This is a genomic window from Pseudomonas sp. R1-1, from assembly GCF_051132135.1.
Taxonomy (GTDB): Bacteria; Pseudomonadota; Gammaproteobacteria; order Pseudomonadales; family Pseudomonadaceae; genus Aquipseudomonas.
Map to the genome: position 1 here is coordinate 4,056,341 of NZ_CP071663.1, position 26,288 is coordinate 4,082,628.

Annotated in this window: 2 protein-coding genes (1 of these 2 cut by a window edge); both read right to left on the reverse strand. The window is 63.7% G+C overall.

What is annotated here, in order from left to right:
- Positions 1 to 14,988: a non-ribosomal peptide synthase/polyketide synthase gene (locus tag J3P75_RS18170; protein ID WP_434707697.1), complete on the reverse strand. Its 14,988-nt coding sequence runs from the start codon at positions 14,986 to 14,988 to the stop codon at positions 1 to 3.
- On the reverse strand, positions 14,988 to 26,288 hold the 3' portion of the coding sequence (locus tag J3P75_RS18175; RefSeq protein ID WP_434707698.1) for a non-ribosomal peptide synthase/polyketide synthase. The gene runs 1,020 nt beyond the window's last position; 11,301 of the gene's 12,321 nt are visible here — the last part of the coding sequence; its start codon lies off the right edge, out of view — the gene reads right to left on this strand; the stop codon is at positions 14,988 to 14,990. Before J3P75_RS18175 ends, J3P75_RS18170 begins: the two co-directional genes overlap by 1 nt.

Sequence of the window (26,288 nt, forward strand, 5' to 3'; positions counted from 1 at the left end):
TCAGGACATGGCTACAGGTTCAACGATCTCGCCGAGCATTTCTTCAGCCTCGGACAGGAACGTTGCATCGCGCGGAATCTGGAAGTGCCCGCAGTCGAGCCATTCACCGCCCATGCCCGGCTGTTCCAGTTGCGCCGCCAATTGCACGGCTTCCTCTTCGCGGCCCAGGGTCCACCAGCACATCGGTGTGATCGCCAACGGTGTGCAGCGGTCCAGTTGCAGCGACAGCTGTTTGAGTCGGCGGGCGACGCTGAACACATGGGCCAGTTCATCATCGCCCAGCGCCACGTAGGTCGAAGCCCCGCGCGCGGTGCTCATGGCGCGGCTGAACAGTGCTTGAATGTTCTGCGGGGTTTCTTCGCCGTCGATGTGCAAACCCGGCGCGGCATCCGGCAGCGTCACTTGCAGGAAGTCGCGCAAGTCGGCTTGCCAGTCGTCCAGCGTGCCTTCGTCAACCCTCGCCGACGGCACGAAGCTGTCGACCAGACCGACAAATTCCACCGCCTGCCCAGCCTGTTCCAGTTGCGCCGCGATCAGCATCGCCAAGGTCCCGCCCAGCGACCAGCCCAACAGGTGATACGGCCCGTGCGCCTGTTTTGCGCGGATCTGCGCAACGTAGTCACTGGCCATACTTTGCAGCGAGACGTCGTGGAACGTCGGATCGAGGAGCATCCGCGACTGGATCGCCAACACCTGGCGGCGACCGCTCAGACGTCGCGCCAACGGCTCGTAATCGAACACCGTGCCGAAGCCTGCGTGAATGCAGAACAGCGGTGCGACAGCGTCGACATGAGCATTCATCGCCAACATTGCGCTGGCTTTCTCGGCGCTGCCCTGCACGCTGGCCACCAACTCGGCGATGCTCGGTTTCTGCATCAGGTCGCGCAGTTTCAAACTCAGGCCCTGAGCCTTGAGCACACGGCTGCGGGCGATCACTTGCAGGCTGAGGATCGAGTCGCCGCCCAGTTCGAAGAAGTTGTCGCTGAGGCCGACGCGTTCGATCTTCAGCACGTCCTGCCAGATCTTCGCCAGCGCCTTTTCCAGCTCGGTGCGCGGCGCCAGATAAGCCTGGCGCTGTTCGACGTCCGGGTTCGGCAAGGCCTTGCGGTCAAGTTTGCCATTCGGCGTCAGCGGCATGCGTTCGAGCAGCATCAGGTGCGCAGGCACCATGTAGTCCGGCAGGCTGGCCTTGAGCTGGTCGCGCAGGCGTTCGCAGAAACCGTCCGCCGCGGCATCGGCTGCGACGACGACATACCCGAGCAATTGCTTGCCGCTGACGCCGTCGCGGGCCACCACAGCGGCGTCGCGCACGCCGGGTTGCTGCTTGAGACGCGCCTCGACTTCGCCGAGCTCGATGCGGAAACCGCGGATCTTCACCTGCTGATCAATGCGCCCGAGATAGTCGACGGTACCGTCCTCGCGCTGGCGCACCAGGTCGCCGGTGCGATACAGACGGCTGCCGTCGGCGCTGAACGGGTTGGCGACGAAACGCTCGGCGCTGCCGCCGGCGCGGCCCAGGTAACCACGGGCCAACGCGCCGCCCAGGTACAGCTCACCGGCAAGGCCCAGCGGCAGCGGATTGAGGTCGGCATCGAGCACGTAACCGCTACGCTCGCCGACTACCGTGCCAATCGGTGCGTAGGCCGCACCGCATACGTCGTCAGCGCCGGCCTTCCAGATCAGTGGCGTGACCACGGTTTCCGTCGGGCCATAACCGTTGATGATGTGCTGCGGTTTGAGCGCACGTTTGGCCAGTTCGAAACTTGCCACCGGCACCGCATCACCACCGAAGCAATAAATGCGCACCGCCGGCGGGTTGCCGTGCTGCTCGGCGTGCTCGGCCAATTGCTGCAGGTACACCGGCGGAAACGCCGCCACGGTCACGCCATATTCGTGCAGCGCTTCGTAAGTCTGCTCGGCGGTCCACAGGCTGTCGTCACGGATCAGCAGACGCGCGCCGTGGGTCAATGTGGTCAACCAGCGCTCATGGGCGCCATCGAAGGCGAACGACATGAAGTGCAATTCGCAATCGGCTGCGGTCATTTCGTAACGCTGACCGATCGCCTCGCAGTGCATCGCCAACGGCCCGTGGGCGACGCCGACGCCTTTCGGCTGGCCGGTGGAGCCAGAGGTGTAAATGACGTAAGCGAGGTTGTCCGCATGCACGACGACCTGCGGTGCGCTCTCCGGCTGACCACTCAGATCGAGCTGATCCAGCTCCAGCACAGGCAGACTGGCCTGCGTCGGCATGACCTCACGCAGACTGGAATCGCTGAGCAACAAGGCGATGCCGGAATCCCCCATCAGGTAGCTCAGGCGTTCACGCGGGTAAGTCGCATCGAGCGGCACGTAAGCGCCGCCGGCCTTGAGCACCGCGAGCAAGGCCACGATCATGTGTTCGCTGCGCGGCAGCGCGACACCGACGCGTACTTCCGGCCCTACCCCTTCAGCGATCAACGCATGGGCCAGGCGGTTGGCGCGGGCGTCAATCTGCGCATAGCTGAACGCCTGGCCGTTGCAGATCACCGCCGTCTGCTCGCCCTGCTCCAGTGCCCGTTGCGCAATACGCTGATGCACCGCCAGCGCCGGCAAAGCGGCTGGCAGGCTCGGCGCGACCACCGACCGAGCGCTCGGCAAGCCGATCCGTCCCAGTGGTTGCGCGGCATCTGCGGCCAATGCAGCGAGCAGGCCTTCCATGTTGGCGCGAATGCCTTCCACGGTCGATCGATCGAAATGCTCACGCAGGAACATGTATTCGATCACCAGCCCTTCTTCGAGCGTGACCATCAAGTCCATCGGGAAGTTGGTCAGGCCGGCGTTGCTGATCTCGCCGAACGTCAGCGAGTCGTCGCGCCACTCGCGCAGCGCCTGATCGATCGGGTGGTTCTCGAAGACGATGATGCTGTCGAACAACGCCTGCCCCGCCCGCCCGGCCCAACGCTGCACGTCGGTCAACGGCGTGTATTCGCGCTCACGCAGTTCGAGGTTGAAGTCCTGCAGGTCGCGCAGCCAGTCGCCGACCGCTTGCTCGGCCGGCACGTCCTTGATCACCGGCAGGGTGTTGATGAACAGGCCGAGGATCGACTCCGACGCCGGCAGGCTCGCCGGGCGCCCCGCCACCGTCGCACCGAACGCCACGCAGCGCTGGCCGCTGTAACGGCTGAGCAGCATCAGCCACGCGCCCTGCACCAGCGTGTTGAGGGTGACTTGCTGCGCTTGCGCAAAGGTCTTGAGCTGTTCGGTACGCACTTCACCCAAGCGGCTGTACAGCGCCTCGTGACCGCGACCGCTGCCAGTGCGCGACACCGCGTCGGCAAGGTAAGTCGGCTCGTCGAGCTGGCTCAATTGCGCGCGCCAGAAATCTTCGCTGGCCGCGTCGTCCTGCTGTTGCAGCCAGTTGATGTAATGACGGTATGGCACCGCCTCGGTAAGCGGTGTGCCGGAGTACTGGCTCAACACCTCGCCAATCAACTGCGAACTGCTCCAGCCGTCGATCAGGATGTGGTGATAGGTCCAGATCAATTGATAACTGTCAGCGCCAACCTGCACCAGCGTCAGGCGTTGCAGCGGTGGCTGATCCAGGTCGAAGCCTTTGGCTCGCTCGGCATCGGCCAATGCTTGCAGCGCCTCGGCCGAGTGATCCTGGTCACGCCAGTCGAGCAGGCAGAATGGCAGTTGCGGATCGGCGAGAACAAACTGCAACGGCTCGGCCATGTCCCGCCAGAGGAAACCCGTGCGCAGAATGTCGTGACGACGGCTGACGCTGGCCCAGGCCGCTTGCAAACGCGCCGGTTCAAGGCCTTGCACGGCAATGCTCAACTGGTTGATGTAGAGGTCCGATTCCGGCGAATTCAAGCCGAGGAACAGCATGCCCTGCTGCATCGGTGACAGACGATAAAGCCCGGCCAACTGATCCTGCGCCAGCGGTAAATCGGCGACTTGCGCGTCAGTCAGGCCATGCAGCGGCATCTCGATCAGCACTGTCGGCGCAGCGTTGCTGGCGCTACCGGCACGCTGAGCCAATTGCTCGATGGTCGGGTGCTGGAACAGGTCTTTCGGGCTCAGTTCCAGGCCTTGCTGGCGGGCGCGGCTGACCACCTGAATGGAGACGATCGAATCGCCGCCCAGCGCAAAGAAGCTGTCGTGAGTACTGACCTGCGCCAGCCCCAGCACCTCTTTCCAGATATTCACCAATACCTGCTCAGTGGCGTTGGCCGGCTCGACGTGTTGTTGCGCAGCACTCAATTCCAGCGCCGGCAAGCGCTTGCGATCGATCTTGCCGTTGGGGGTCAGCGGCAGTTGCGCCAGCCACAGACGATGGCTGGGCACCATGTAGTCCGGCAGGGTTGCGCCCAGCCAGGTGCTGAGGCGGTGATGCAGATCCCCTTGCAACTCGGCACCGGCCTCAACCACTGTCGGATCGGCCGGTACCAGATAGGCGATCAGTTGCTGGCTGCCCGACACTTCGCTGGCGATCACCACCGCTTCGCGCACTTCGGCATGCGCGACCAGGCGTGCTTCGATTTCACCGAGTTCGATACGCAAGCCGCGAATCTTCACTTGGTGGTCGATGCGGCCCAGGTATTCGAAGTTGCCCTGTTCACGCTGGCGAATCAGGTCGCCCGTGCGGTACAGGCGCTCGCCGTTGCCGCTGAATGGATTGGGTACGAAACGTTCGGCAGTCATCGCCGCGCGGCCAAGGTAACCGCGAGTGATGCCAGCGCCGGACAGGTACAGCTCCGCCGCAACGCCCTGTGGCACCCGGTGCAGATCGGCATCCAGCAGATGACTGGCGCTGTGCTCCAGCGCACGACCGATACGCGGTTGGCCACCCGAAACACGGCGCGCCCAGGTCGAATAGGTGGTGTCTTCCGACGGGCCGTACAGGTCGTAGACGTGTTCAACGTTCGCCTGTTGATACAGCGCATCGACCAGACCTTGCTTGAGCGGTTCGCCGGCCAGATTGATGATCCGGACGCTGGCAGGAATTTGCCCGGCACGTTGCAGCGCGGCGATGGCTGACGGTACGGTGTTGATCAAACGCACCTGATCACGCGCCGGCAGTTGCGGCAGTTCCAGCGCATTGCGCGCGATGATCAGCGAACCGCCGTTGGCGAGGGTCACAAACAGCTCCCACACCGACAAATCGAAGCACACCGACGTCGACGCCAGCACGCCTTGAATATCGTCGCGGCTGTAGACCTTGGCCGACCAGTCGATCAATGCCATGACGTTGCGATGGGCAATCGCCACGCCCTTGGGTTTGCCGGTGGAACCCGAGGTGTAGATCACGTAAGCGAGGTTGTCCGGCTGCACGCGCGTTTGCGGCGCAACGGTTGCGTAGCGGCTCAGGTCAACCTGATCCAGCAACACCACTTGAGTCGAGGCAGGTACGCTCAACGTCGCGGCGACCGCTTGCTCGGTAAGCAACACTCGCGCACGGCTGTCTTCGAGCATGTAAGCGACGCGATCGGCCGGGTAATCCGGGTCCAGTGGCACATAGGCGCCGCCAGCCTTGAGCACCGCCAGCAGGGCGATGAGCAACTGCTCGGAGCGCGGCATCGCCACGCCCACGCGCACTTCCGGGCCGACGCCCATTTCGGTCAGTTTGTGCGCCAGACGATTGGCCTGTGCGTCCAGTTCGGCGTAAGTCAGTTGACGGTCGCTGAACGTTACCGCCAGTGCATGCGGCGTCGCCGCTACGCGATCGGCAATGGCCTGATGAATGCACTGTTCAGTGACGAACGAGGCGCCAACGCACGGAGCGTCTTCGATCAGTTGCAACTCACCAAGCGTACGTTCACTCGATTCGCTCATCTGCCCGAGCAAACGCTGCAGAAACTCGCCCAATTGCGCCACGCTGTGTGCGGCGAAGCTGTCGCACTGGTAGCTGAAGTGCATGGACAACTGGTCGCTCAGATGCACCAGCAGGGTCAGTGGGTAGTTGGTCTGTTCGTGGTTGGCGATCTCGCCGAAACGCAGTTCTTGCGGCGCGCCCTGGGCCAGTGCTTCGGAGACCGGGTAGTTCTCGAACACCAGAATATTGTCGAACAGCGCTTCACCGTTGCGCGCCGCCCAACGCTGAATGTCGAACAACGGCGTGTGTTCATGCTCGCGCAGCGCCAGGTTCTGTGCCTGTACGCTTTGCAGCCACTCGCCGACACTGAGTTGCGCACGCGGGCTGGCGATCACCGGCAGGGTGTTGATGAACAGGCCGATCTGCTGCTCGACGCCTTTGAGCTCGCTCGGGCGCCCCGCCACCGTGGCGCCGAACGCCACGCTCGCCTGCCCGGTCAGGCGCTGCAACAGCAACAGCCACGCCGCTTGAATCAACGTGTTGAGAGTGACCTTCTGCTGCCGGGCGAACTCGCCCAATTGCCGCGTTTGCAGCGCATCGAGCACACAGAAATGCTCGCCATGGCCCTGTTGTGCGGCGCCGTCACGTTGCGCCTGAAGTGCCGGCGCCAACAAGGTCGGCGCCTCCAGGTCTGCCAGTTGCGCGGTCCAGTAATGCTCGCTGGCCTGAGCGTCCTGACCTTGCAGCCACTCGATGTAATCGCGATACCGCCCGGCCAGCGCCGGCTGGGCGATGCCGCTGTAACGCTGCAGGACCTCGCCAAGCAACTGCGAGTTGCTCCAGCCGTCCATCAGGATGTGATGGTTGGTGTAGATCAAATGGCAGCGCTGCGCATCGAGACGCACCACCACCATCCGCAGCAACGGCCCCTGACTCAGGTCGAAACCCTGCGCCTGCTCGGCCGCGGCCAGTGCATTGAGTTCATTCGGGCAAGCGTCGCGCTCGCGCCAGTCGAGCACGCTGAAGGGCATCTGCAAATGTTTGTGCACCACTTGCAGCGGCCGCGTCAGTTGGCCTTGCCAGACAAAACCGGTGCGCAGGATATCGTGGTGATCCACCGCCGCTTGCCACGCCTGCTGGAAGCGCTGCGGGTCGAGGCCTTCGACATCGAGGCGAACCTGGTTGAGGTAATCCCCGCTGGCCTGCTCGTAGAGGCTGTGGAACAACATGCCCTGCTGCATCGCCGACAGCGGATAGACGTCGGCGATCTGCTGCGCCGGCACCGGCAAGTTATCGAGTTGCGCCTGAGTCAGCCCGGCCAGCGGGAAGTCCGAGGGGGTCAGGCCTTCGATGCCTGGGGTCAGGCAATGCTCGATCAGCGCGGTCAGCTCGTCAGCGTAATCCGCCGCGAGGGCTTCGATGTCCGCCGTGTCGAAACGCTCGGTGCTGAAGGTCCAGCCGACGCGCAATTCACCGCCATACACCTGACCATTAAGGGTCAACCAGTTACCCAGCGGCGCGTCCGCGCTTTGCTCGAGGCCGGCGTTGTCCGGCGCGGGGGCAAACAGCGCCGCTTCGTCAGCGGCGAAACTGCCGTCGAACTGGCCGAGGTAGTTGAAGGTGATGCGCGGCGTCGGCAAGGCGCGCAGGCTTTGCTGTGCGTCAGCGTTGCCGAGATGACGCAATGCACCGAAACCAATGCCCTTGTTGGGGATCGAGCGCAGTTGCTCCTTGACCTGTTTGATCGACTCGCCGGGCGATTGCGCCGGTGTCAGGCGCACCGGAAACAGGCTGGTGAACCAGCCCACCGTGCGGGTCAGGTCCACGCCGTCGAACAATTCTTCGCGACCATGACCTTCGAGCTGAATCAGCGTCGACGGTTGCCCGCTCCAACGGCCGATCACCCGCGCCAGTGCGGTCAGCAACAGGTCGTTGACCTGGGTGCGATAGGCCGCCGGGGCTTGCTGCAGCAATTGGCGGGTCAGATCCGTGCCCAGCCTGGTCTGCACGGTCTGCGCCAGTCGATTGTGCTGCCCGGCCTCCACACGTTTGCATGGCAGATCGGTGCTGACATCGCGCAGGCAGGCTTGCCAGTACGCCAGTTCCTGCTGCAACGCTGTGCTGTTGGCGTAGCGCTGCAAGTGTTCGCTCCAGTCCTTGAAGGCGCTGGTTTTCGCCGGCAGGCGCAGCGGCTGGCCGTCGAGCAATTGCTGATACGCGTTCTGCAGGTCTTCGAGCAGAATCCGCCACGACACACCGTCCACCGCCAGGTGATGGATCACCAGGTGCAAACGCTGCGTGCCGTCAGCCAATTGCGCCAGCACCGCACGCAGCAGCGGCCCGTTTTGCAGGTCGAGGCTGCGCTGGGCGCGGTTGCCCAAGGCTTCCAGCGCCGCGGCATCGGCGACCTGCGCCTGCCACAGCAGATTGTCCGGCAGGTTTTCAACGGCACGGTGCTCGGCCTGCCACACGCCATCGCGCTGAGTGAAGCTCAGGCGCAGGGCATCGTGATGGGCAACCAGCGCCCGCAGCACTTGCTCGATCTTGTCCGCGTCCAGTGGCTGAGGCGGCTTGAGCAGCACCGACTGGTTCCAGTGATGGCGCTCAGGAATGTCGTCTTCGAAGAATTGCTGCTGAATCGGCAGCAGCAATGCTGCCCCGCTCACCGCTTGTTGATCGATCGCCGATGGCGCCGCGCCCAACTGCGCAACCAGCGCCAGGCGCGCAATGGTCTGGTGCTGGAACAGGTCTTTCGGGTTCAGGCCAATCCCGGCCTGACGCGCACGGCTGACCACCTGAATCGAGATGATCGAGTCGCCGCCGAGTTCGAAGAAATTATCGTTGAGGCCGACTTGCGGCAGCTTCAGCACGTCTTGCCAGATCGCCGCCAGACATTGTTCCAGCCCGCTTTGCGGCGCCTGATAAGTCTGTTGCGCCTGACTCGCATCCGGCGCGGGCAGCGCCATGCGGTTGAGTTTGCCATTGGCGGTCAACGGCAGTTGCGCGAGCAGCAGCAGGTGCGCCGGGACCATGTGATCCGGCAGGTTTGCCTTGAGTTCGGCACGCACGCTGTCGCGCCATTGCGCCTGCTCGGGCGCATCGGCCTCAAGCAACGCAGCATCCTGCGGCACCAGCCACGCGACCAGTTGCTGACCGCTGAGGCCCGATTGCGCGAGCACCACGGCCTGGCGCACGGCTTGCTGCGCCTGTAGTTGCGCCTCGATCTCGCCCAGTTCGATACGGAAACCACGGATTTTCACCTGATGGTCGATCCGCCCGATGTACTCGATGATGCCGTCGGCGCGATAGCGGGCGAGATCGCCGGTGCGATACAGGCGACCGCCGTCATCGGCAAACGGGTCAGGAATGAACCGCAGCGCCGTCAGATCGGCACGGTTCAGATAACCACGCGCCAGACCGGCGCGCCCGACGTACAGCTCACCGATGCACCCCTTGGCCACAGAATTCAGGTCAGCGTCGAGCAGATACCACGACAGATCAGGGATGGGCACGCCGATCGGGCTGCTGGCGTCGCCCTGCAAATCGGCCATCGACAGCGGACGGTAAGTGACGTGCACGGTGGTTTCGGTGATGCCGTACATGTTGATCAGTTGCGGCGCCTGATCGCCAAAACGTTCGAACCACGGCCGCAGGCTCTTGACCTCCAGCGCCTCGCCGCCGAACATCACGTAACGCAGCGCCGGCTGTTGCGCGGCGTGCTCCGGCGCGCAGGCCACCTGCATCAATTGCTTGAACGCCGAGGGCGTCTGGTTGAGCACGGTGACGCCTTCGCGGCAGAGCAAGGCGAAGAAATCTTCTGGCGCACGGCTGACCTCGTAAGGCACCACGACCAGTTTGCCGCCGTACAGCAGCGCACCGAAAATCTCCCAAACGGAGAAGTCGAAGGCGTAGGAATGGAACAGGCTCCAGACATCGTCCGCGCCGAAATCGAACCAGGCATCGGTGGCCTCGAACAGACGCAGCACATTGCGATGGGCGAGCAAGGTGCCCTTCGGCTGGCCGGTCGAACCGGAGGTGTAAATCACATAGGCAAGGTTGTCGGCGCTCAGGCTGACGTGCGGATTGCTGTCGCTGTAGCCTTCGAAGTCTTTACCCTGCTGATCGAGCATCAGGCTGTGCACGGCATCCGGCACCGGCAACTGGCCAAGCAGATGGCTTTGGGTCAGCAGCAAACCGATGCCACTGTCGCCGATCATGTAGCTCAGGCGCTCTTGTGGATAGCTCGGATCCAGCGGTACGTAGGCGCCGCCAGCCTTGAGAATCGCCAACAGCCCGACCAGCATGTCGAGGCTGCGCTCCACCGCCAGGCCGACGCGGACATCCGCGCCGACACCCTGCGCAATCAGTCTGTGCGCCCACTGGTTGGCGCGGCGATTGAGCGCGGCGTAACTCAGCGTTTCACCGGCGCAGCTCACGGCGATGGCGTTTGGCGCGCGGGCGGCCTGGGCTTCGATCAGGTGATGCAGGCACTGTTCGCTGGGGAAATCGACGACCGCCGGGTTCCATTGCAGCAGGGTCGCCGCGCGCTCAGCGGCATTGTGCAATGGCAGATCAGCGATGCGTTGAGCACTGTCGGCCACGATGCCGTGCAGCAGATTGAGCCAATGCTGCGCCAGGCGCTCGATGGTCGCCAGGTCAAACAAGTCGGTGGCGTAGGTCAGTTCGGCCCAGACATTGTCAGCCGATTCGAACGTGTTCAGGGTCAGGTCGAACTGCGCGGTGTTGGAGGCCCATGGCAAGCCTTCGATGTGCAATTGCGGCAGGCGGGTTGCGCCCTGCCCTTGGCGGGCCTGGCTCTGGTGATTGTGCATCACCTGGAACAGCGGGCTGTGGCTGAGGCTGCGTTGCGGTTGCAGCGCGTCGACCAGTTGCTCGAACGGCAGATCCTGATGGGCTTGCGCGCCGAGTACGCTGTTTTTCACCTGTTGCAGCAGGCTGCGGAAGCTCTGCTGACTGTCGAATTCGGCTTTGAGCACTTGGGTGTTGACGAAGAACCCGATCAGGCCTTCGGTCTCGACCCGATTGCGGTTGGCCACCGGTACGCCGACGCGGATATCAGCCTGTCCGCTGTAGCGATGCAGCAGGGTCTGGAATGACGCCAGCAGCAGCACAAACAGGGTAACGTTTTCACGCTGCGCGACCTGCTTGAGCGCCGTCGCCAGTTCAAGGCTCAGCGGAACATCGTGACGGGCACCGCGATAGCTTTGCTCGGCGGGGCGTGGACGGTCGCTCGGCAGCTCCAGCAATGGCTGCTCACCGTCGCCGAGTTGCGCCGCCCAGTAATTCAATTGACGCTCGCGTTCGCCTGCGTCCATCCACTGTTTTTGCCACACCGCGTAATCGGCGTATTGCACCGGCAAGGCTGGCAATTGCGCGGTCTGGCCCTGGCTGTAAGCGGCGTACAACGCCACCAGCTCATCGACCATGACATTCATCGACCAGCCATCGGAGACGATGTGGTGCAAGGTAATGGCCAGCGCGTGATCATCGGCGGCCAGACGCAGCAATTTCACCCGCAGCAGCGGGCCTTGCTGGAGATCGAACAGATGCAGGGTTTCTGCCGCGACCAGCGCTTGCAAGGCCGCGTCATCCAGCCCCGCCACGTCCTGCACTTGCAGCTCCAGCGTGCCTTGAGCCTGAATCACTTGCAGGGTCTGGCCTTGCTGTTCGACGAAGCAGGTGCGCAGGGATTCGTGGCGTTCGATCAACGCATTGAAGCTGTGCTGCAACGCTTGCAAATCCAGCTCGCCGCGCAGACGCAGCGCCGCCGGGACGTGATAAGCCGTGCTGGTCGGCTCCAGTTGCCAGAGGAACCACTGACGTTCCTGCGCATAGGAAAGCGCCATCGGTTGCAGACGTGGCAAGGCAACAATCGGCGGTTCTTCGGTTGCCTGATCGACGCCCAGTGCGGCAACGAAATCTGCCAGCGTGCTGTGCTCGAACAGGCTGCGCAGGGGCACTTGCACATTCAGCGCCTGACGCACGCGCGACACAACCTGGGTCACCAGCAGCGAGTGGCCACCGAGTTCGAAGAAATTGTCGCTGAGGCCTACTCGGTCCAGCTGCAACACCGCTTGCCAGATCTCGGCGACGGCGTGCTGGGTGGCGGTTAGTGGCGCAACGTAAGTTGATTGCGACTGGCTGGCGTCTGGCGCCGGCAAGGCTTTGCGGTCGACTTTGCCATTCGGGGTCAACGGCAGTTGTGCGAGGAACAGCAGATGCGCCGGCACCATGTAATCCGGCAGTTCGGCCTTGAGGCTGGCCTTGAGTGCGGCGCGCAATTGAACTTCATCGAACGCGCTGGCAGATGGCACCACATAGCCGACCAGTTGCGCGCCGGTCGGGCCGTCCTGCGCGACCACCACGGTTTCGCGCACATTGTCGAGCGCGAGCAAGCGGGCTTCGATCTCGCCCAGCTCGATACGGAAACCGCGGATCTTCACCTGATGGTCAATACGCCCGATGTATTCGATCAAACCTTCGGCGCGATAACGGGTCAGGTCGCCGGTGCGGTACAGACGCGCACCGGTTGTGGAAAACGGATCGGGAACAAAACGTTCGGCGGTCAGGTCCGGACGCTGGAAATAACCGCGCGCCAGGCCCTCGCCACCGATCAGCAGTTCTCCCGGCGCACCGAGCGGATTCAGCTCAAGGTCGCTGCCGAGGATGTACAACGCAGTGTTGTCGATCGGGGTACCGAGGAATGGCCGGCTGTTGTCGGCACTCAGGGCATGTTGCGCCGACCAGATGGTGGTCTCGGTCGGGCCATAGAGGTTCCACACGTTCGGCGTCAGCGCCAGCATGCGCGTGGCCAGTTCCTGCGGCAGCGCTTCACCGCCACAGAGGAACGTGCGGCCGCGCAGAGTCGCTGCGTGTTCGTGATCGAGCAGCATGCGCCAGGTCGACGGCGTAGCTTGCAGAATGCTCACGGCGTGTCGCTCGATCAGTTCGAGTACTGCGTGCGGGTCCTGATTCACGTCCTTGCCGGTCAGTACCACGCAGGCGCCAGCCAGCAGCGGGCCGTAGATTTCCAGGCCGAAAATATCGAAGGAGAACGTGGTCAGCGAGAGCACGCGATCGGCGGCGGCAATCCCCGGCTGACGGATCATGCTCGCGACGAAATTGCTCAGCGCCGCATGGCGCACCATCACGCCTTTCGGTTTACCGGTGGAGCCCGAGGTATAGATCGTATAGGCCAGATGCTCGCCAGTGGTGGCTACCTCCGGCGCAGTCTGTGGATAAGCCGCCAGCCACTCTGCTGGCTGATCGAGCAGCAGGATTTGCACACCCGCCGGGACCGGCAACTGCGTCTGCACATGCGCCTGGGTCAGCAGCCATTGCAGGCCGCTGTCTTCGATCATGTAGGCCAGCCGCTCCTGTGGATACGCCGGGTCCAGCGGCACATAAGCACCGCCGGCCTTGAGGATCGCCAGCAGGCCGACGAGCATGTCGGCACTGCGCTCGACCGCGATGCCGACCAGTCGGTCCGGCCCCACGCCGGCCTCGACCAGCTGGTGCGCGAGCCGGTTGGCGCGGGCGTCGAGCTCGCCGTAGGTCAGCACCTCATCGCCGATGATCAGCGCCGTGGCGTGCGGGTTCTGTTGCGCCTGCAAGGCGAAGTCCTGCTGCACGCAGTCGCCGTGCGCGCGGTGATCCGTCACGCGGAACCAGTCCTGCAGCAGCACGCCATGCTCGGCCTGCTCCAGCAGCGGCAATTCGCCGACACGTTGGGTCGGCGCGGCGACAATGCCTTGCAACAGGTTTTGCCAGTGACGGGCCAGACGCTCGACCGTTTCAGGCTTGAACAGATCGGTCGCGTAAATCAGTTCGGCGGCAAAACCGTCGTTCGATTCATACGTGTTAAGGGTCAGGTCGAACTGCGCCGTGCGCCCTTCCCACTGCACATCCTCGACGCTCAGTTGCGGCAACTGGGCGGCGCTGCGCCCTGGGTCACGGCTGCTCTGGTGGTTGAACATCACCTGGAACACCGGGCTGTGACTCAGACTGCGCTGCGGTTGCAGCGCTTCGATCAGTTGCTCGAACGGCAGGTCCTGGTGCGCCTGCGCCGCCAGCGCCGCTTGCTTGACCTGGGCCAGCAACTGGTTGAACGGCAGTTGCCCGTTGATCTCGGCGTGCAACACCTGAGTGTTGACGAAGAAGCCGATCAGGCCTTCGGTTTCGACGCGGTTACGGTTGGCGGTCGGCACGCCAACGCGAATCTGCGCCTGGCCACTGTAGCGATGCAGCAAGGCCTGGAACGATGCCAGCAACACCATGAACAGGCTCGCGCCTTCGCGCTGGGCCAGTTGCTTGAGCGCATCACCGAGCGCCGCCGGCAAGTTCAGTTCCAGGCGTGCCCCGCGCAGGCTTTGCACCGCCGGACGAGGGAAGTCGATCGGCAATTCCAGCACCGGCTGCTCGCCGTCCAGTGTCTTGATCCAGTACGCCAGTTGCCGCTCGCGTTCGCCCGCCTCCAGCCAGTGGCGCTGCCAGATCGCGTAATCGGCGTATTGCACCTCCAGCGCCGGCAGGCTCAGCGGCTCCCCGGCGGTGTCGGCGGCGTAATGCTGGATCAGTTCATTGATCAGCACTTTGATCGACCAGCCATCGGAAATGATGTGGTGCTGGATCAACACCAGCACATGGTCGTCCGCGCCGATTTCGAGCAGCGCCACGCGCAGCAGCGGGCCGTGTTGCAGGTCGAACGGGCGCGCCGTCTCGCTTTCAACGAACGCCTTGATCGCCGCCTCGCTGCCGGCTGCATCGAGGCCTGCGGGCAGCGCTGCCACGGCGATGTTCAATGGCAACTGCGGGTGAATCACCTGGCAAAAGCTGTCGCCGTGCTCAGTGAAGGTGGTGCGCAAACTTTCATGGCGCGCCGCCACGGCGTTGAAGCTGCGCTGCAGGGCGGCGACGTCCAGTTGCCCCTTGAGGCGCAAGGCGCTGGGGATGTGATAAGCGCTGCTGTGCGGGTCCATCTGCCAGAGGAACAACTGGCGTTCCTGCGCATACGACAGAGGAATCGCCGCAAACCCGGAACGCGTCTCCGGGATCGGCAGATTGGCCGGAGAGACGCCCTCTTCGAGCATCTTCTCCAGGTACAGTTTGCGTTTGTCCAGCGGCAGAGTGATAAAGCGCTTGGCTACCCTCAAAGCAACACTCTTGTCCATCAGACTTCCTCCATATCGTCAAGCAGGGCTTCCAGCTTGCTCAGTTTCTGTTCGTTGATTGCCCCGCCTCCTGTATCGAGTCGAGCGACAAAATCGCTCAGGACGGGGTGCTGGAATAACAATTGCGGGGTCAGCGTCAGGCCCAGCTCAAGGGCGATGCGCGACACCACGTTGACCGCCAGCAGCGAATGCCCGCCCAGTTCGAAGAAGTGATCGCTGCGACCGATGCGTTCAACCTCAAGCACTTGCTGCCAGATCGCCGCGACCTGCTGCTCAAGCTCACTCTGCGGCGCGACATACGCGGCCTGCACCTGGCTGGCATCCACCGCTGGCAGGGCCTTGCGGTCGAGTTTGCCGTTGGGGGTCAGTGGCAACTGCTCAAGGAACAGCAGGTGCGCGGGAATCATGTAGTCAGGTAACGAAGACTTGAGGCCAGTCTTTAGTCCGTCGCGCAGTTGCCGCTGCGCTTCGCCGTCCTGCATGTCCAGTTGCGGAGCGACCACGTAGGCCACCAGTTGCGCGCCGCTATCGCTGTCGACCGCCAGCACCGCCGCTTGCGTAACCTCGGCTTGAGCGAGCAATCGCGTCTCGATCTCACCCAGTTCGATACGGAATCCACGAATTTTCACTTGATGGTCGATACGCCCCAGGTACTCCAGTTCGGCGTTTTCGCGCTGGCGAATCAGGTCGCCGGTGCGGTACATCCGCTCGCCGTTGCCGCTGAATGGATTGGGTACGAAACGCTCGGCGGTCATCGCCCCGCGGCCGAGGTAACCGCGGGTGATGCCAGCGCCGGACAGGTACAGCTCCGCCGCAACGCCCTGCGGTACGAGATGCAGATCGGCATCCAGCAAATGACTGGCGCTGTGGTCGAGAGCGAGACCGATACGCGGTTGACCACCCGAAACACGGCGGGTCCAGGTCGAGTAGGTGGTGTCTTCCGACGGGCCGTACAGGTCGTAGACGTGCTCAACGTTCGGCTGTTGATACAGCACGTCGACCAGGCCTTGCTTGAGCGGTTCGCCGGCCAGATTGATGATCCGAACGCTGGCAGGAATCTGCCCGGCACGCTGCAATGCGGCAATAGCTGATGGCACAGTGTTGATCAACCGCACCTGATCGCGCGCCGGCAATTGCGCCAGTTCCAGCGCGTTGCGCGCGATGATCAGCGAACCGCCGTTGGCCAACGTTACGAACAGTTCCCACACCGACAAATCGAAGCACACCGACGTCGACGCCAGTACACCTTGAATATCGTCGCGGCTGTACACCCTGGCCGACCAGTCGATCAACGCCATGACGTTGCGATGGGCAATCGCCACGCCTTTCGGTTTGCCGGTGGAACCCGAGGTGTAAATCACATAGGCGAGGTTGTCCGGCTGCACGTTCGTTTGCGGGGCAACGGTTGGGTAGCGGCTCAGGTCAACCTGATCCATCAACAGCACTTGGGTTTGCGCCGGTACGCTCAACGTCGCGGCAACCGCTTGCTCGGTGAGCAACACTCGCGCGCGGCTGTCTTCGAGCATGTAAGCGACTCGATCAGCCGGGTAATCCGGGTCCAGCGGCACGTAGGCGCCACCCGCCTTAAGCACTGCCAATAGCGCGATGAGCAATTGCTCGGAACGCGGCATCGCCACGCCCACGCGCACTTCCGGGCCGACGCCCATTTCGATCAATTTGTGCGCCAGACGATTGGCCTGTGCGTCCAGTTCGGCGTAAGTCAGTTGACGGTCGCTGAACGTCACCGCCAGCGCATCGGGCGTCGCCGCTGCGCGATTGGCAATCGCATGGTGAACGCACTGTTCAGTGACGAACGACGTGTCATCGCACTGAGCGTCTTCGACCAACTGCAACTCGCCAAGCGTACGCTCGCTGGCCTCGCTCATCTGGGTTAACAGACGCTGCAGATGCGCGCCCAACTCCGCCACGCTGGCCGGGGCGAAGCGGTCGCGCTGATAGCTGAAATGCACCGACAGCTGTTCACCGAGGTTCACCAGCAGGGTCAACGGGTAGTTGGTCTGCTCCTGATTGACCACCGCGCCAAAGCGCAGGCCTTGCGGCGCGCCACGCTCCAGCGCCTCGGCAATCGGGTAGTTCTCGAACACCATCAGGCTGTCGAACAGTGCATCGCCGCCCTGCCCGGCCCAACGCTGAATGTCGGCCAGCGGCGTGTGTTCGAATTCGCGCGAGGCGAGGTTTTGCCCCTGCACGGCTTGCAGCCACTCGCTGAGGCTGTCCTGCGCCTGCGGCGCGGCGACCACCGGCAAAGTGTTGATGAACAGGCCGATCTGCGCCTCGACGCCCGGCACATCGGCCGGCCGCCCGGCCACGGTAGCACCGAAGGCCACGCAGGATTTGCCGGTGTAACGCTGCAAGAGCAACAGCCACGCCGCTTGCACCACGGTGTTGACGGTGGCTTTCGCCGCCCGGGCAAATTCGCTCAGGCGCCGGGTCAGGTCGGCGTCCAGCACTTGGTAATGGTCACCATAACCGACGCTCGGCAAAGCGTCGTTCGGCCGCGCAATGGCATCGGCCAGACGCGTCGGCTCGTGCAGTTCGCGCAACGTTGCCAGCCAGTAATGTTCGGCCGCCGCCGCGTCCTGTCGCTGCAACCAGCCGATGTAATCGCGATAGCGCCCCGCTGGCCTGGCGACCGCTTCGCCGCGGTAGTGCTGCAGGACTTCGCCCAGCAACTGCGCGCTGCTCCAGCCATCCATCAGGATGTGATGGTTGGTGTAGATCAGGTGATGCCGATCCGTCGCCGTGCGCACCAGCACCAGTCGCAACAACGGCGCACTGTTCAGGTCCAGGCCCAGCGCTCGCTCTTCGTCGGCGAGGGTTTGCAACGCCGTGTCGAGGTCGCTCTTGCCGCGCCAGTCGATGACGCTGAACGGCACCTCGACCTGACGCTGCACCACTTGCAGTGGTTGCGGCAGATCGCCCTGCCAAAAGAAGCCACTGCGCAGAACATCATGAGCGTCCACCGCCGCTTGCCAGGCCGCACGGAAGCGCTGCGGCTCGACACCGTCGACGTCGAGGCGCATCTGGTTGATGTAATCGCCATTGCCGTGTTCGAGCAACGTGTGGAAGAGCATGCCCTGCTGCATCGGCGACAACGGGTAGATGTCGTCGATGCTCTGCGGCGCCAGCACCAAGCCATCGAGTTGCGCTTGCGACAATTGCGCCAAGGGGAAATCCGACGGCGTCACGCCACGGTTGCCGCTGGCGCAGCAATGGCCGATCAGTGCCGTCAGCTCCTGCACATAGTCATCGGCCAGGCGCTGAATGGTCGCGGCATCGAACAGGCCGCTGCTGTAGGTCCAGTTCAGGTCCAGCTCACCGCCGAAGACCTTGCCGTTCAGCGCCAGTGGATTGCCCAGCGGGCCTTGCAGGTTGACTTCGGCACCGGCGGCTTCGGCGGTCGGTACGAACAAGGCCTGATCGGCCTCAGCGAAACTGCTGTCGAACTGCCCCAGATAGTTGAAGGTCAGGCGCGGTACCGGCAAGGCTTGCAGGGTCTGGCGTGCCTGTTCATCGCCCAGGTACGCCAGCGCGCCAAAGCCGATGCCCTTGTGCGGAATCGCCCGCAGTTGCTCTTTGATTTGCTTGAGCGAGGCGCCCAGTTCGGCGGCCGGCGTCAGGCAGGCCGGGTAGACGCTGGTGAACCAGCCGACGCTGCGGGTCAGGTCGATGTGCTCGAACAGGTCTTCGCGACCGTGACCCTCGAGCAACACCAGCGGCCTGTCGTCACCGGTCCAGCGCACCAGCACCCGCGCCAGCGCGGTCAGCAGCAGATCGTTGACCTGCGTGCGATAGGCTTGCGGTGCGTCCTGCAGCAGCTGACGAGTCAGGCTCTGGTCCAGTTTGCTGCGGATAGTCAGCGCCTGATCGTGTCGTTGCCCGCCGTCCGGACGGTCGTACGGCAACGCCGCCGAGGCACCGTGCAACTGCTGCTGCCAGAAGCCTGTTTCTGCTTGCAAGGCAGGGCTGGCAGCGTAGTCCTGCAAAGCCGTTGCCCAGTCCTTGACCGCGCTGGTCTTGGCCGGAAGCTGCACAGCCTGCCCGGCGCTGATCTGCCGATAAGCGTTTTGCAGGTCTTCGAACAGAATCCGCCACGACACGCCATCGACCACCAGGTGATGGACGATCAGCAACAGCCGTTGCGAACCGTCAGCCAGATCGGCCAGCACCGCGCGGATCAGCGTACCGCCACTCAGTTGCAGGCTGCGCTGGGCCTTTTCGCTCAGCGCTTGCAAAGCTTCCAGGTCAGCGACCTCAACCTGCCAGAGGACGGTTTCGCCCGCCTGCGTGGCGATGTCGCGGTAATGCGCGGCCCAACCGTCAGCCTGCTCGACAAATTGCAGACGCAAGCTGTCGTGGTGCACGACCAGCGCATCCAGCGCTTGCTCCAGCACCTGTGCGTTCAGCGTCTGCGTCGGTTTGAGCATCACCGACTGGTTCCAGTGATGACGGTCGGGAATTGCTTGGGCGAAGAATTCCTGATGAATCGGCAGTAGCGCGCTGCTGCCGGTCACCGCGTGCTGATCGATCAGGTGCAGCGCTTCACCGGTCTGTGCGACCACGGCCAGCGCGGCAATGGTCTGGTGCTCGAAGAGGTCTTTGGGGGTGAAGCGAATCCCGGCCTGCCGCGCGCGGCTGACCACTTGAATCGAAATGATCGAATCGCCGCCCAGCTCGAAGAAATTGTCGCTGATGCCGACCTGCTCAAGCTTGAGCACGTCTTGCCAGATCGCCGCCAGTTGCTGCTCCAGCGCGGTTTGCGGCGCCACATAAGCCTGCTGCAATTGACTGACATCCGGCTTCGGCAGGTTCTTGCGATCGAGTTTGCCGTTCGGGGTCAGGGGCAGACGCTCGAGACGCAAAACGTACGCCGGAACCATGTGCGCCGGCAGACTGGCCGCGAGCTGCGCGCGCAGTTCGTCAGTGAAATCGGCACGGCTTGAATCACTGACCACATACGCCACCAGACGCTTGCCGCTGCCGGCACTGCCCTCCTGCGCAATCACCACTGCTTCGCGCACGCCGGCAAGGGCTTGCAGGGCGGCTTCGACCTCGCCGAGTTCGATGCGGAAACCACGGATTTTCACCTGATTGTCGATGCGATCGAGGTAGTCGAAGGTACCGTCGCCGCGCTGGCGCACCAGATCCCCGGTGCGATAGAGCAAGCCACCGGTGGTGCTGAACGGATCGGCAACGAAGCGTTCGGCGGTCAGCCCCGGACGGTTCAGGTAACCACGCGCCAGACCGCTGCCACCGAGGTACAACTCACCGGCCATGCCTTGCGGCAGCAGGTTCAGCGCAGCGTCGAGCACATAGGCGCTGCGGTCGCCGATACGGCTGCCGATCGGTGCATACGCAGCGCCGCACGGCACTTCGCGGCCGGCCTTCCAGATCAGCGGCGTGACCACGGTTTCGGTCGGGCCGTAGCCGTTGATGATGTAATCCGGATCCAGCGCGCGTTTGACTCGCTCGAAACTGGCGCTCGGCACGGCATCGCCGCCGAAGCAGTAAATCCGCACTTTCGGCGGCTGGCCGACGCACTCGGCGTGCTCGGCCAGTTGCTGCAAATACACCGGTGGGAACGCCACCACGGTCACACCGTGTTCGATCATCGCATTGTAGGTCTGCTCCGGCGTCCACAAGGTGTCGTCGCGAATCAGCAGCGAGGCGCCGTGCGTCAGGCTGGTCAGCCAGCGTTCGTGGGCACCGTCGAAGGCGAACGACATGAAATGGAATTCGCAGTCGCTGTCGCACATTTCATAGCGCTCACCGATGGCCTGGCAATGCATGGCCAACGGGCCGTGGGCGACGCTGACGCCTTTCGGATTGCCGGTGGAGCCGGAGGTGTAAATCACGTAGGCGAGGTTGTCCGGGTCGAGGTTTACCGGCGGTGCTGCGACCGGCCACTCGCTCACGTCCAGACGATCCAGCTCCAGCAGCGGCACCGACGCGGCGACCGGCAGTTGCGCCGACACCGACGAATCGCTGATCAGCAGCGCCAGCCCGGAATCCTCGATCAAATAGGCCAGACGCTCACGCGGATAATGAGTATCCAGCGGCACATAGGCGCCGCCCGCTTTGAGCACCGCCAGCAGTGCAACGATCACCGCCTCGCTGCGCGGCAAGGCCACGCCGACCCGGGTTTCCGCGCCGACGCCACGGGCGATCAGTGCGTGGGCCAGTTGATTGGCGCGCTGGTCGATCTCGCCGTAACTGAAATGCCGGCCATTAAAGATGACCGCTGTGCGCTGCGGACGCTCGGCGGCCAGCGCCGCGATGCGCTGATGCACGCCGATGTCCACCGGGTACGGCTGCGGATGGTTTTCGGCTTGCTGGCGGGCATGCTCCTGAGCGTCTGCGAGGGCGATTTCACCGAGGTTGCGCGTCGCTGAGAGCGCGAATTGCTCGAGCAGTTGCAGCAGATGCGCACCGATGCCTTCGATCACCTCTTGGGCGAACTGGCCGCGGTCGAAGCTGTAGTGCAGCGCCAGTTGCTCGCCGAGGGTGACGGCGACACTGAGCGCATAGTGGGTCTGTTCGAGGTTACCGACCTCGCCGAATTGCAGCCCCTGCCCGGCCTGACTCAGGGCCTGCGCAATCGGGTAGTTTTCGAACACCAGAATATTGTCGAACAGCGCTTCGCCGCCCTGCCCGGCCCAGCGCTGGATGTCCGCCAGCGGCGTGTGCTCGAAATCGCGCAGGCTGAGGTTCTGCGCCTGCACCGCTTGCAACCAGTCGCCAACGCTGTGATCCGGGCGCGGCGCGCCGATCACCGGCAAGGTGTTGATGAACAGACCGACCTGTTGCTCGATGCCCGGCAACTCGGCCGGACGCCCGGCCACGGTCGCCCCGAACGCCACCGCGTCAAGGCCGGTGTAGCGTTGCAGCAACAGCAGCCACGCGGCTTGCACCAGCGTGTTGACGGTGACTTTTTGCTGACGGGCGAACGCTTCCAGGCGTTGCGTGCGTTGCGCGTCCAGAATCAGGTAATGATCGCCATGACCGCTCTCCTGCTTGCCAGCGGTGGCCGCGCGCGCCAGTCGGGTCGGCTCGTGCAGCGCAGCCAGTTGCTCGGTCCAGAAGGCCTCGCTCAACTGGCCGTCCTGGCGTTGCAGCCAGGCGATGTAATCGCGATAACGCCCGCCGTGGTTTGCCGGCGCGCGACCGCTGTAGCGCTGCAACACTTCGCCGAGCAGCTGCGCATTGCTCCAGCCGTCCATCAGAATGTGGTGATGGGTGTAAATCAGATGCCATTGCTCGGCGCCGGTTTGCACCAGCAGCAGTCGCAACAGTGGCGCATGCGTCAGATCGAAACCTTGCTGCCGCTCGGCAGCCGCCAGTGCCGCGAGCGCCGTCGGTTGATCATCGCGGTCACGCCAGTCGAGCGTGGTGAATGGCAGTTGCACCTGTTTGTGAACAATCTGCAGCGGCTGCGCCAGCTCGCCCTGCCAGACAAAACCGCTGCGCAAAATATCCTGCGCATTGACCGTGGCCTGCCACGCGGCACGGAAGCGCTCGGGATCGAGGCCTTGCACATCGACACGCAACTGGTTGATGTACTCACCCGCCGCTTGTTCGTAAAGCGTGTGGAACAGCAAGCCCTGCTGCATCGGCGACAGCGGATAGACATCGTCAAGCTGACCTGCCGACACCGGCAGCGCATCGAGTTGCGCCTGGCTGATGCGCGCCAGCGGGAAGTCCGATGGCGTCGCCTGCGCAACCGGCAAGGCGCAGCAATGCTCGATCAGCGCGCACAACTCAATGGCGTACTGATCGACCAGCGCCTGCACCGTTGCACTGTCGAACATCTCGCGGCTGAAGCCCCAGCTCATCGACAGTTCACCGCCGTAGACCTGACCTTCCACGCTCAGCCAGTTGGCCAGAGGCGCCGCCGGATCCTGGGCGACGCCGCTGGTTTCGGCGCACGGCACGAACAGCGCCGCCTCGTCGAACTGGCGATCGAACTGGCCGAGGTAGTTGAACGTGATGCGCGGTGGCGCCAGCGCTGCCAGTTCGGCGCGCACCGCTGGCGCCGCCAGATAACGCAGCACGCCATAGCCCAGACCTTTGTCCGGCACCGCGCGCAGTTGCTCCTTGATCATTTTTATCGAAGCGTCGAGGTCTTCGGCCGCCGTGAGCCTGACCGCAAACAGACTGGTCAACCAACCGACGGTGCGGGTCAGGTCGATATCATCAAACAGATCTTCGCGGCCATGCCCTTCCAGCTCGATCAGCGTGCCCGGCTGTTGGCTCCAGCGGCTGACGGTGCGTGCCAGCGCCGTGAGCAACAGATCGTTGACCTGAGTGCGATAAGCCGCCGGCGCCTGTTGCAGCAACTGGCGGGTGCGCTCGGCGTCGAGGCGCCATTGGATTTTTTCGCCGTGGCGATTTTCCTGACTGCCGTGCGGGCGGTCGCAGGGCAGATCCCGAGCGCCCTCATGCTGGGTTTTCCAGTACGCCAGTTGCTCATCGAAGTGCGACGCCTCGTCAGCAAGACGCGCGGTCCACTGCTGAAACGCGTTGGTTTTCGCCGGCAACTGAATGCCGCCACCGGCCGCCCGTTGTTCGTAAGCCTGCTGCAGATCTTCCAGCAGCACGCGCCAAGAAACCCCGTCGACGACCAGGTGATGAATGATCAAGGCCAGACGCTGGCTGCCATCCGCCATGTTCACCAGCAATGCGCGCAGCAACGGACCTTGTTGCAGGTCGAGGCTGCGCTGGGCCTGGTTGCACAGCGTCTGCAATTCTTCAGAGGATTGAGCGTCGCGCAGCCACAGCTCAGCGCTGTCGATCAGCGGGCCATGGCTTTGCTGCCAGCCTTCAACGCCTTCGACAAAACGCAGGCGCAAGGCGTCGTGATGATTGATCAGTTGCGTCAGCGCCGCGTCGAGCCACTGCGGGTTCAGGGTTTCGCGCGGGGTCAGTAGCAGCGACTGGTTCCAGTGTTCACGCACCGGCATCGCCTGACTGAAAAAATGCTGCTGGATCGGCCCGAGCACTGCGGCGCCGGTTACAGCAGCCTGATCCACGCTGGTTTGTTGATCGAGACTCGCCACCCGCGCCAGGCTGCGCACGGTCTGGTACTGGAACAGGTCGCGTGGGCTCAGGCGAATGCCGGCCTGTCGCGCACGGCTGACCACTTGAATCGAGATGATCGAGTCGCCGCCCAGTTCGAAGAAATTGTCTTCAAGACCTACGCGCTCACGGCCGAGCACATCTTCCCAGATCGCCGCGAGGGCTTTTTGCAGCGCATCCTGCGGCGCGACGAACGCTTGCTGTGGCGTGGCATCCGCTGGCGGCAGGGCCTTGCGATCAAGTTTGCCGTTGGCGGTGACCGGCAATTTCTCCAGCGTGATCAGGCAGGTCGGCACCATGAATTCCGGCAGGCTGCCGAGCAGCCAGGCTTTGACGTCTTGCTGCCAGTCGGCGGTCGGTTGCGGATTGTCCAGCACCAGCCAGGCGACCAGCTGTTTGCCATCCGGCACCAGCACGACCGCTTCACGCACCAGCGGGTGCTGCATCAGGCGGGTTTCGATTTCGCCCAGTTCGATGCGCAAGCCGCGCAACTTCACTTGATGGTCGAGACGGCCGAGGTATTCGATCACCCCATCGCCACGCTGGCGCACCCGGTCGCCGGTGCGATACAGGCGCGCACCGGGATGGAACGGGCACGGCACGAAGCGCTCGGCAGTCAGCGCCGGGCGTTGGTGATAACTGCGCGCCAGCCCGGCGCCGCCCAGGTACAGCTCGCCGGCCACACCACTGGGCACCGGCAGCAGTTCAGCGTCGAGCACGTGGGTGCGCAGGTTGGCGATCGGCCGGCCGATCGGCACGCTGTCGGCGCCCTCATCGACGCACGTCCAGTGGGTGACATCGATGGCCGCTTCGGTCGGACCGTAAAGGTTATAAAGCCCTGCCTGTGGCAGCTTGGCGAAAACCTGCAATTGCGCATCCAGCGGCAACGCTTCACCGCTGCAAACGATGCGTTTGAGGCCGACGCAACTTTCCACGCCAGACTCGTGAATGAACGCCTGCAACATCGACGGCACGAAGTGCAGCGTGCTGATGCCGTAGTGGTTGATGGTGTCGATCAGTTGCAGCGGATCGCGATGCGCGCCCGGTGCGGCGACCACCAGCCGCGCACCGGTCAGCAGCGGCCAGAAGAACTCCCAGACCGAGACGTCGAAACTGAACGGGGTTTTCTGCAACACCGCATCGCTGGCATCCAGCCCGTAGGCCTCCTGCATCCAGCACAAGCGGTTGACCAGCGCCGCGTGGCTGTTGCCGGCGCCTTTCGGTTTGCCGGTGGAGCCCGAGGTGTAAATCACGTAAGCCAGGTTCAACGGATCGACGCTGACGTCAGGACGCTGATCGCTATAGCCTTCGAGCAGATCGGGCTGGTCCAGCGTGATCACCTGCACCGCGCCGCTCGGCAATGCTGAGCGCAGCGCAGCCTGAGTCAACAGCAAAGTGATGCCGCTGTCCTCGATCATGTAGGCCAGACGTTCCTGCGGGTATTCCGGGTCGAGCGGTACGTAAGCGCCGCCGGCCTTGAGCACCGCCAGCAACGCGACAACCATTTCCATCGACCGCAACGCGCAAACGCCGACCAGACTGTCGGCGCGCACGCCGCGCTCGCGCAGCAGATGCGCCAGACGGTTGGCCCGGGCATCCAGCTCGGCGTAGCTCAGCGACTGTTCGGCGAACACCAGCGCCGGCGCATCCGGTGTGCGCGCAACCTGCGCTTCGATCAGTTGATGAATCGGCGTGCTGCTCGGGTATTCCGCGTGAACACTGTTCCACTCATGCACCAGGGTGTGTTGCTCGTCGGCGTCGAGCAGCGGCAATTCGCCGATGCGCTGCGACGGATCGGCGACCATCGCCGCAAGCAGGCGCAACCAGTGCTGCGCCATGCGCTCGATGGTTGGCGCCTCGAACAGATCGCTGGCGTAGGTCAATGCGGCACGCAGCTTGCCGCCCTGCTCGTAGGTATCCAGCGTCAGGTCAAACTGGGTGGTGCGGCTCTGCCAGTCGAGGCTGTCGAGCACCAGGCCCGAGGCAGTGCTGAGGCTGGCGATATCGGCCACGTGCGGTTGATGGTTGTACATCACCTGAAACAACGGCGTGTGGCTGAGGCTGCGCTCAAGTTTCAGCGCGTCGACCAGTTGCTCGAACGGCAGATCCTGATGGGCCTGAGCGCCGAGTGCGGTTTCCTTGACCGCACGCAGCAGCGCGTCGACCCGGGTCTGTCCGTCCAGTTGCGTGCGCAACACCTGAGT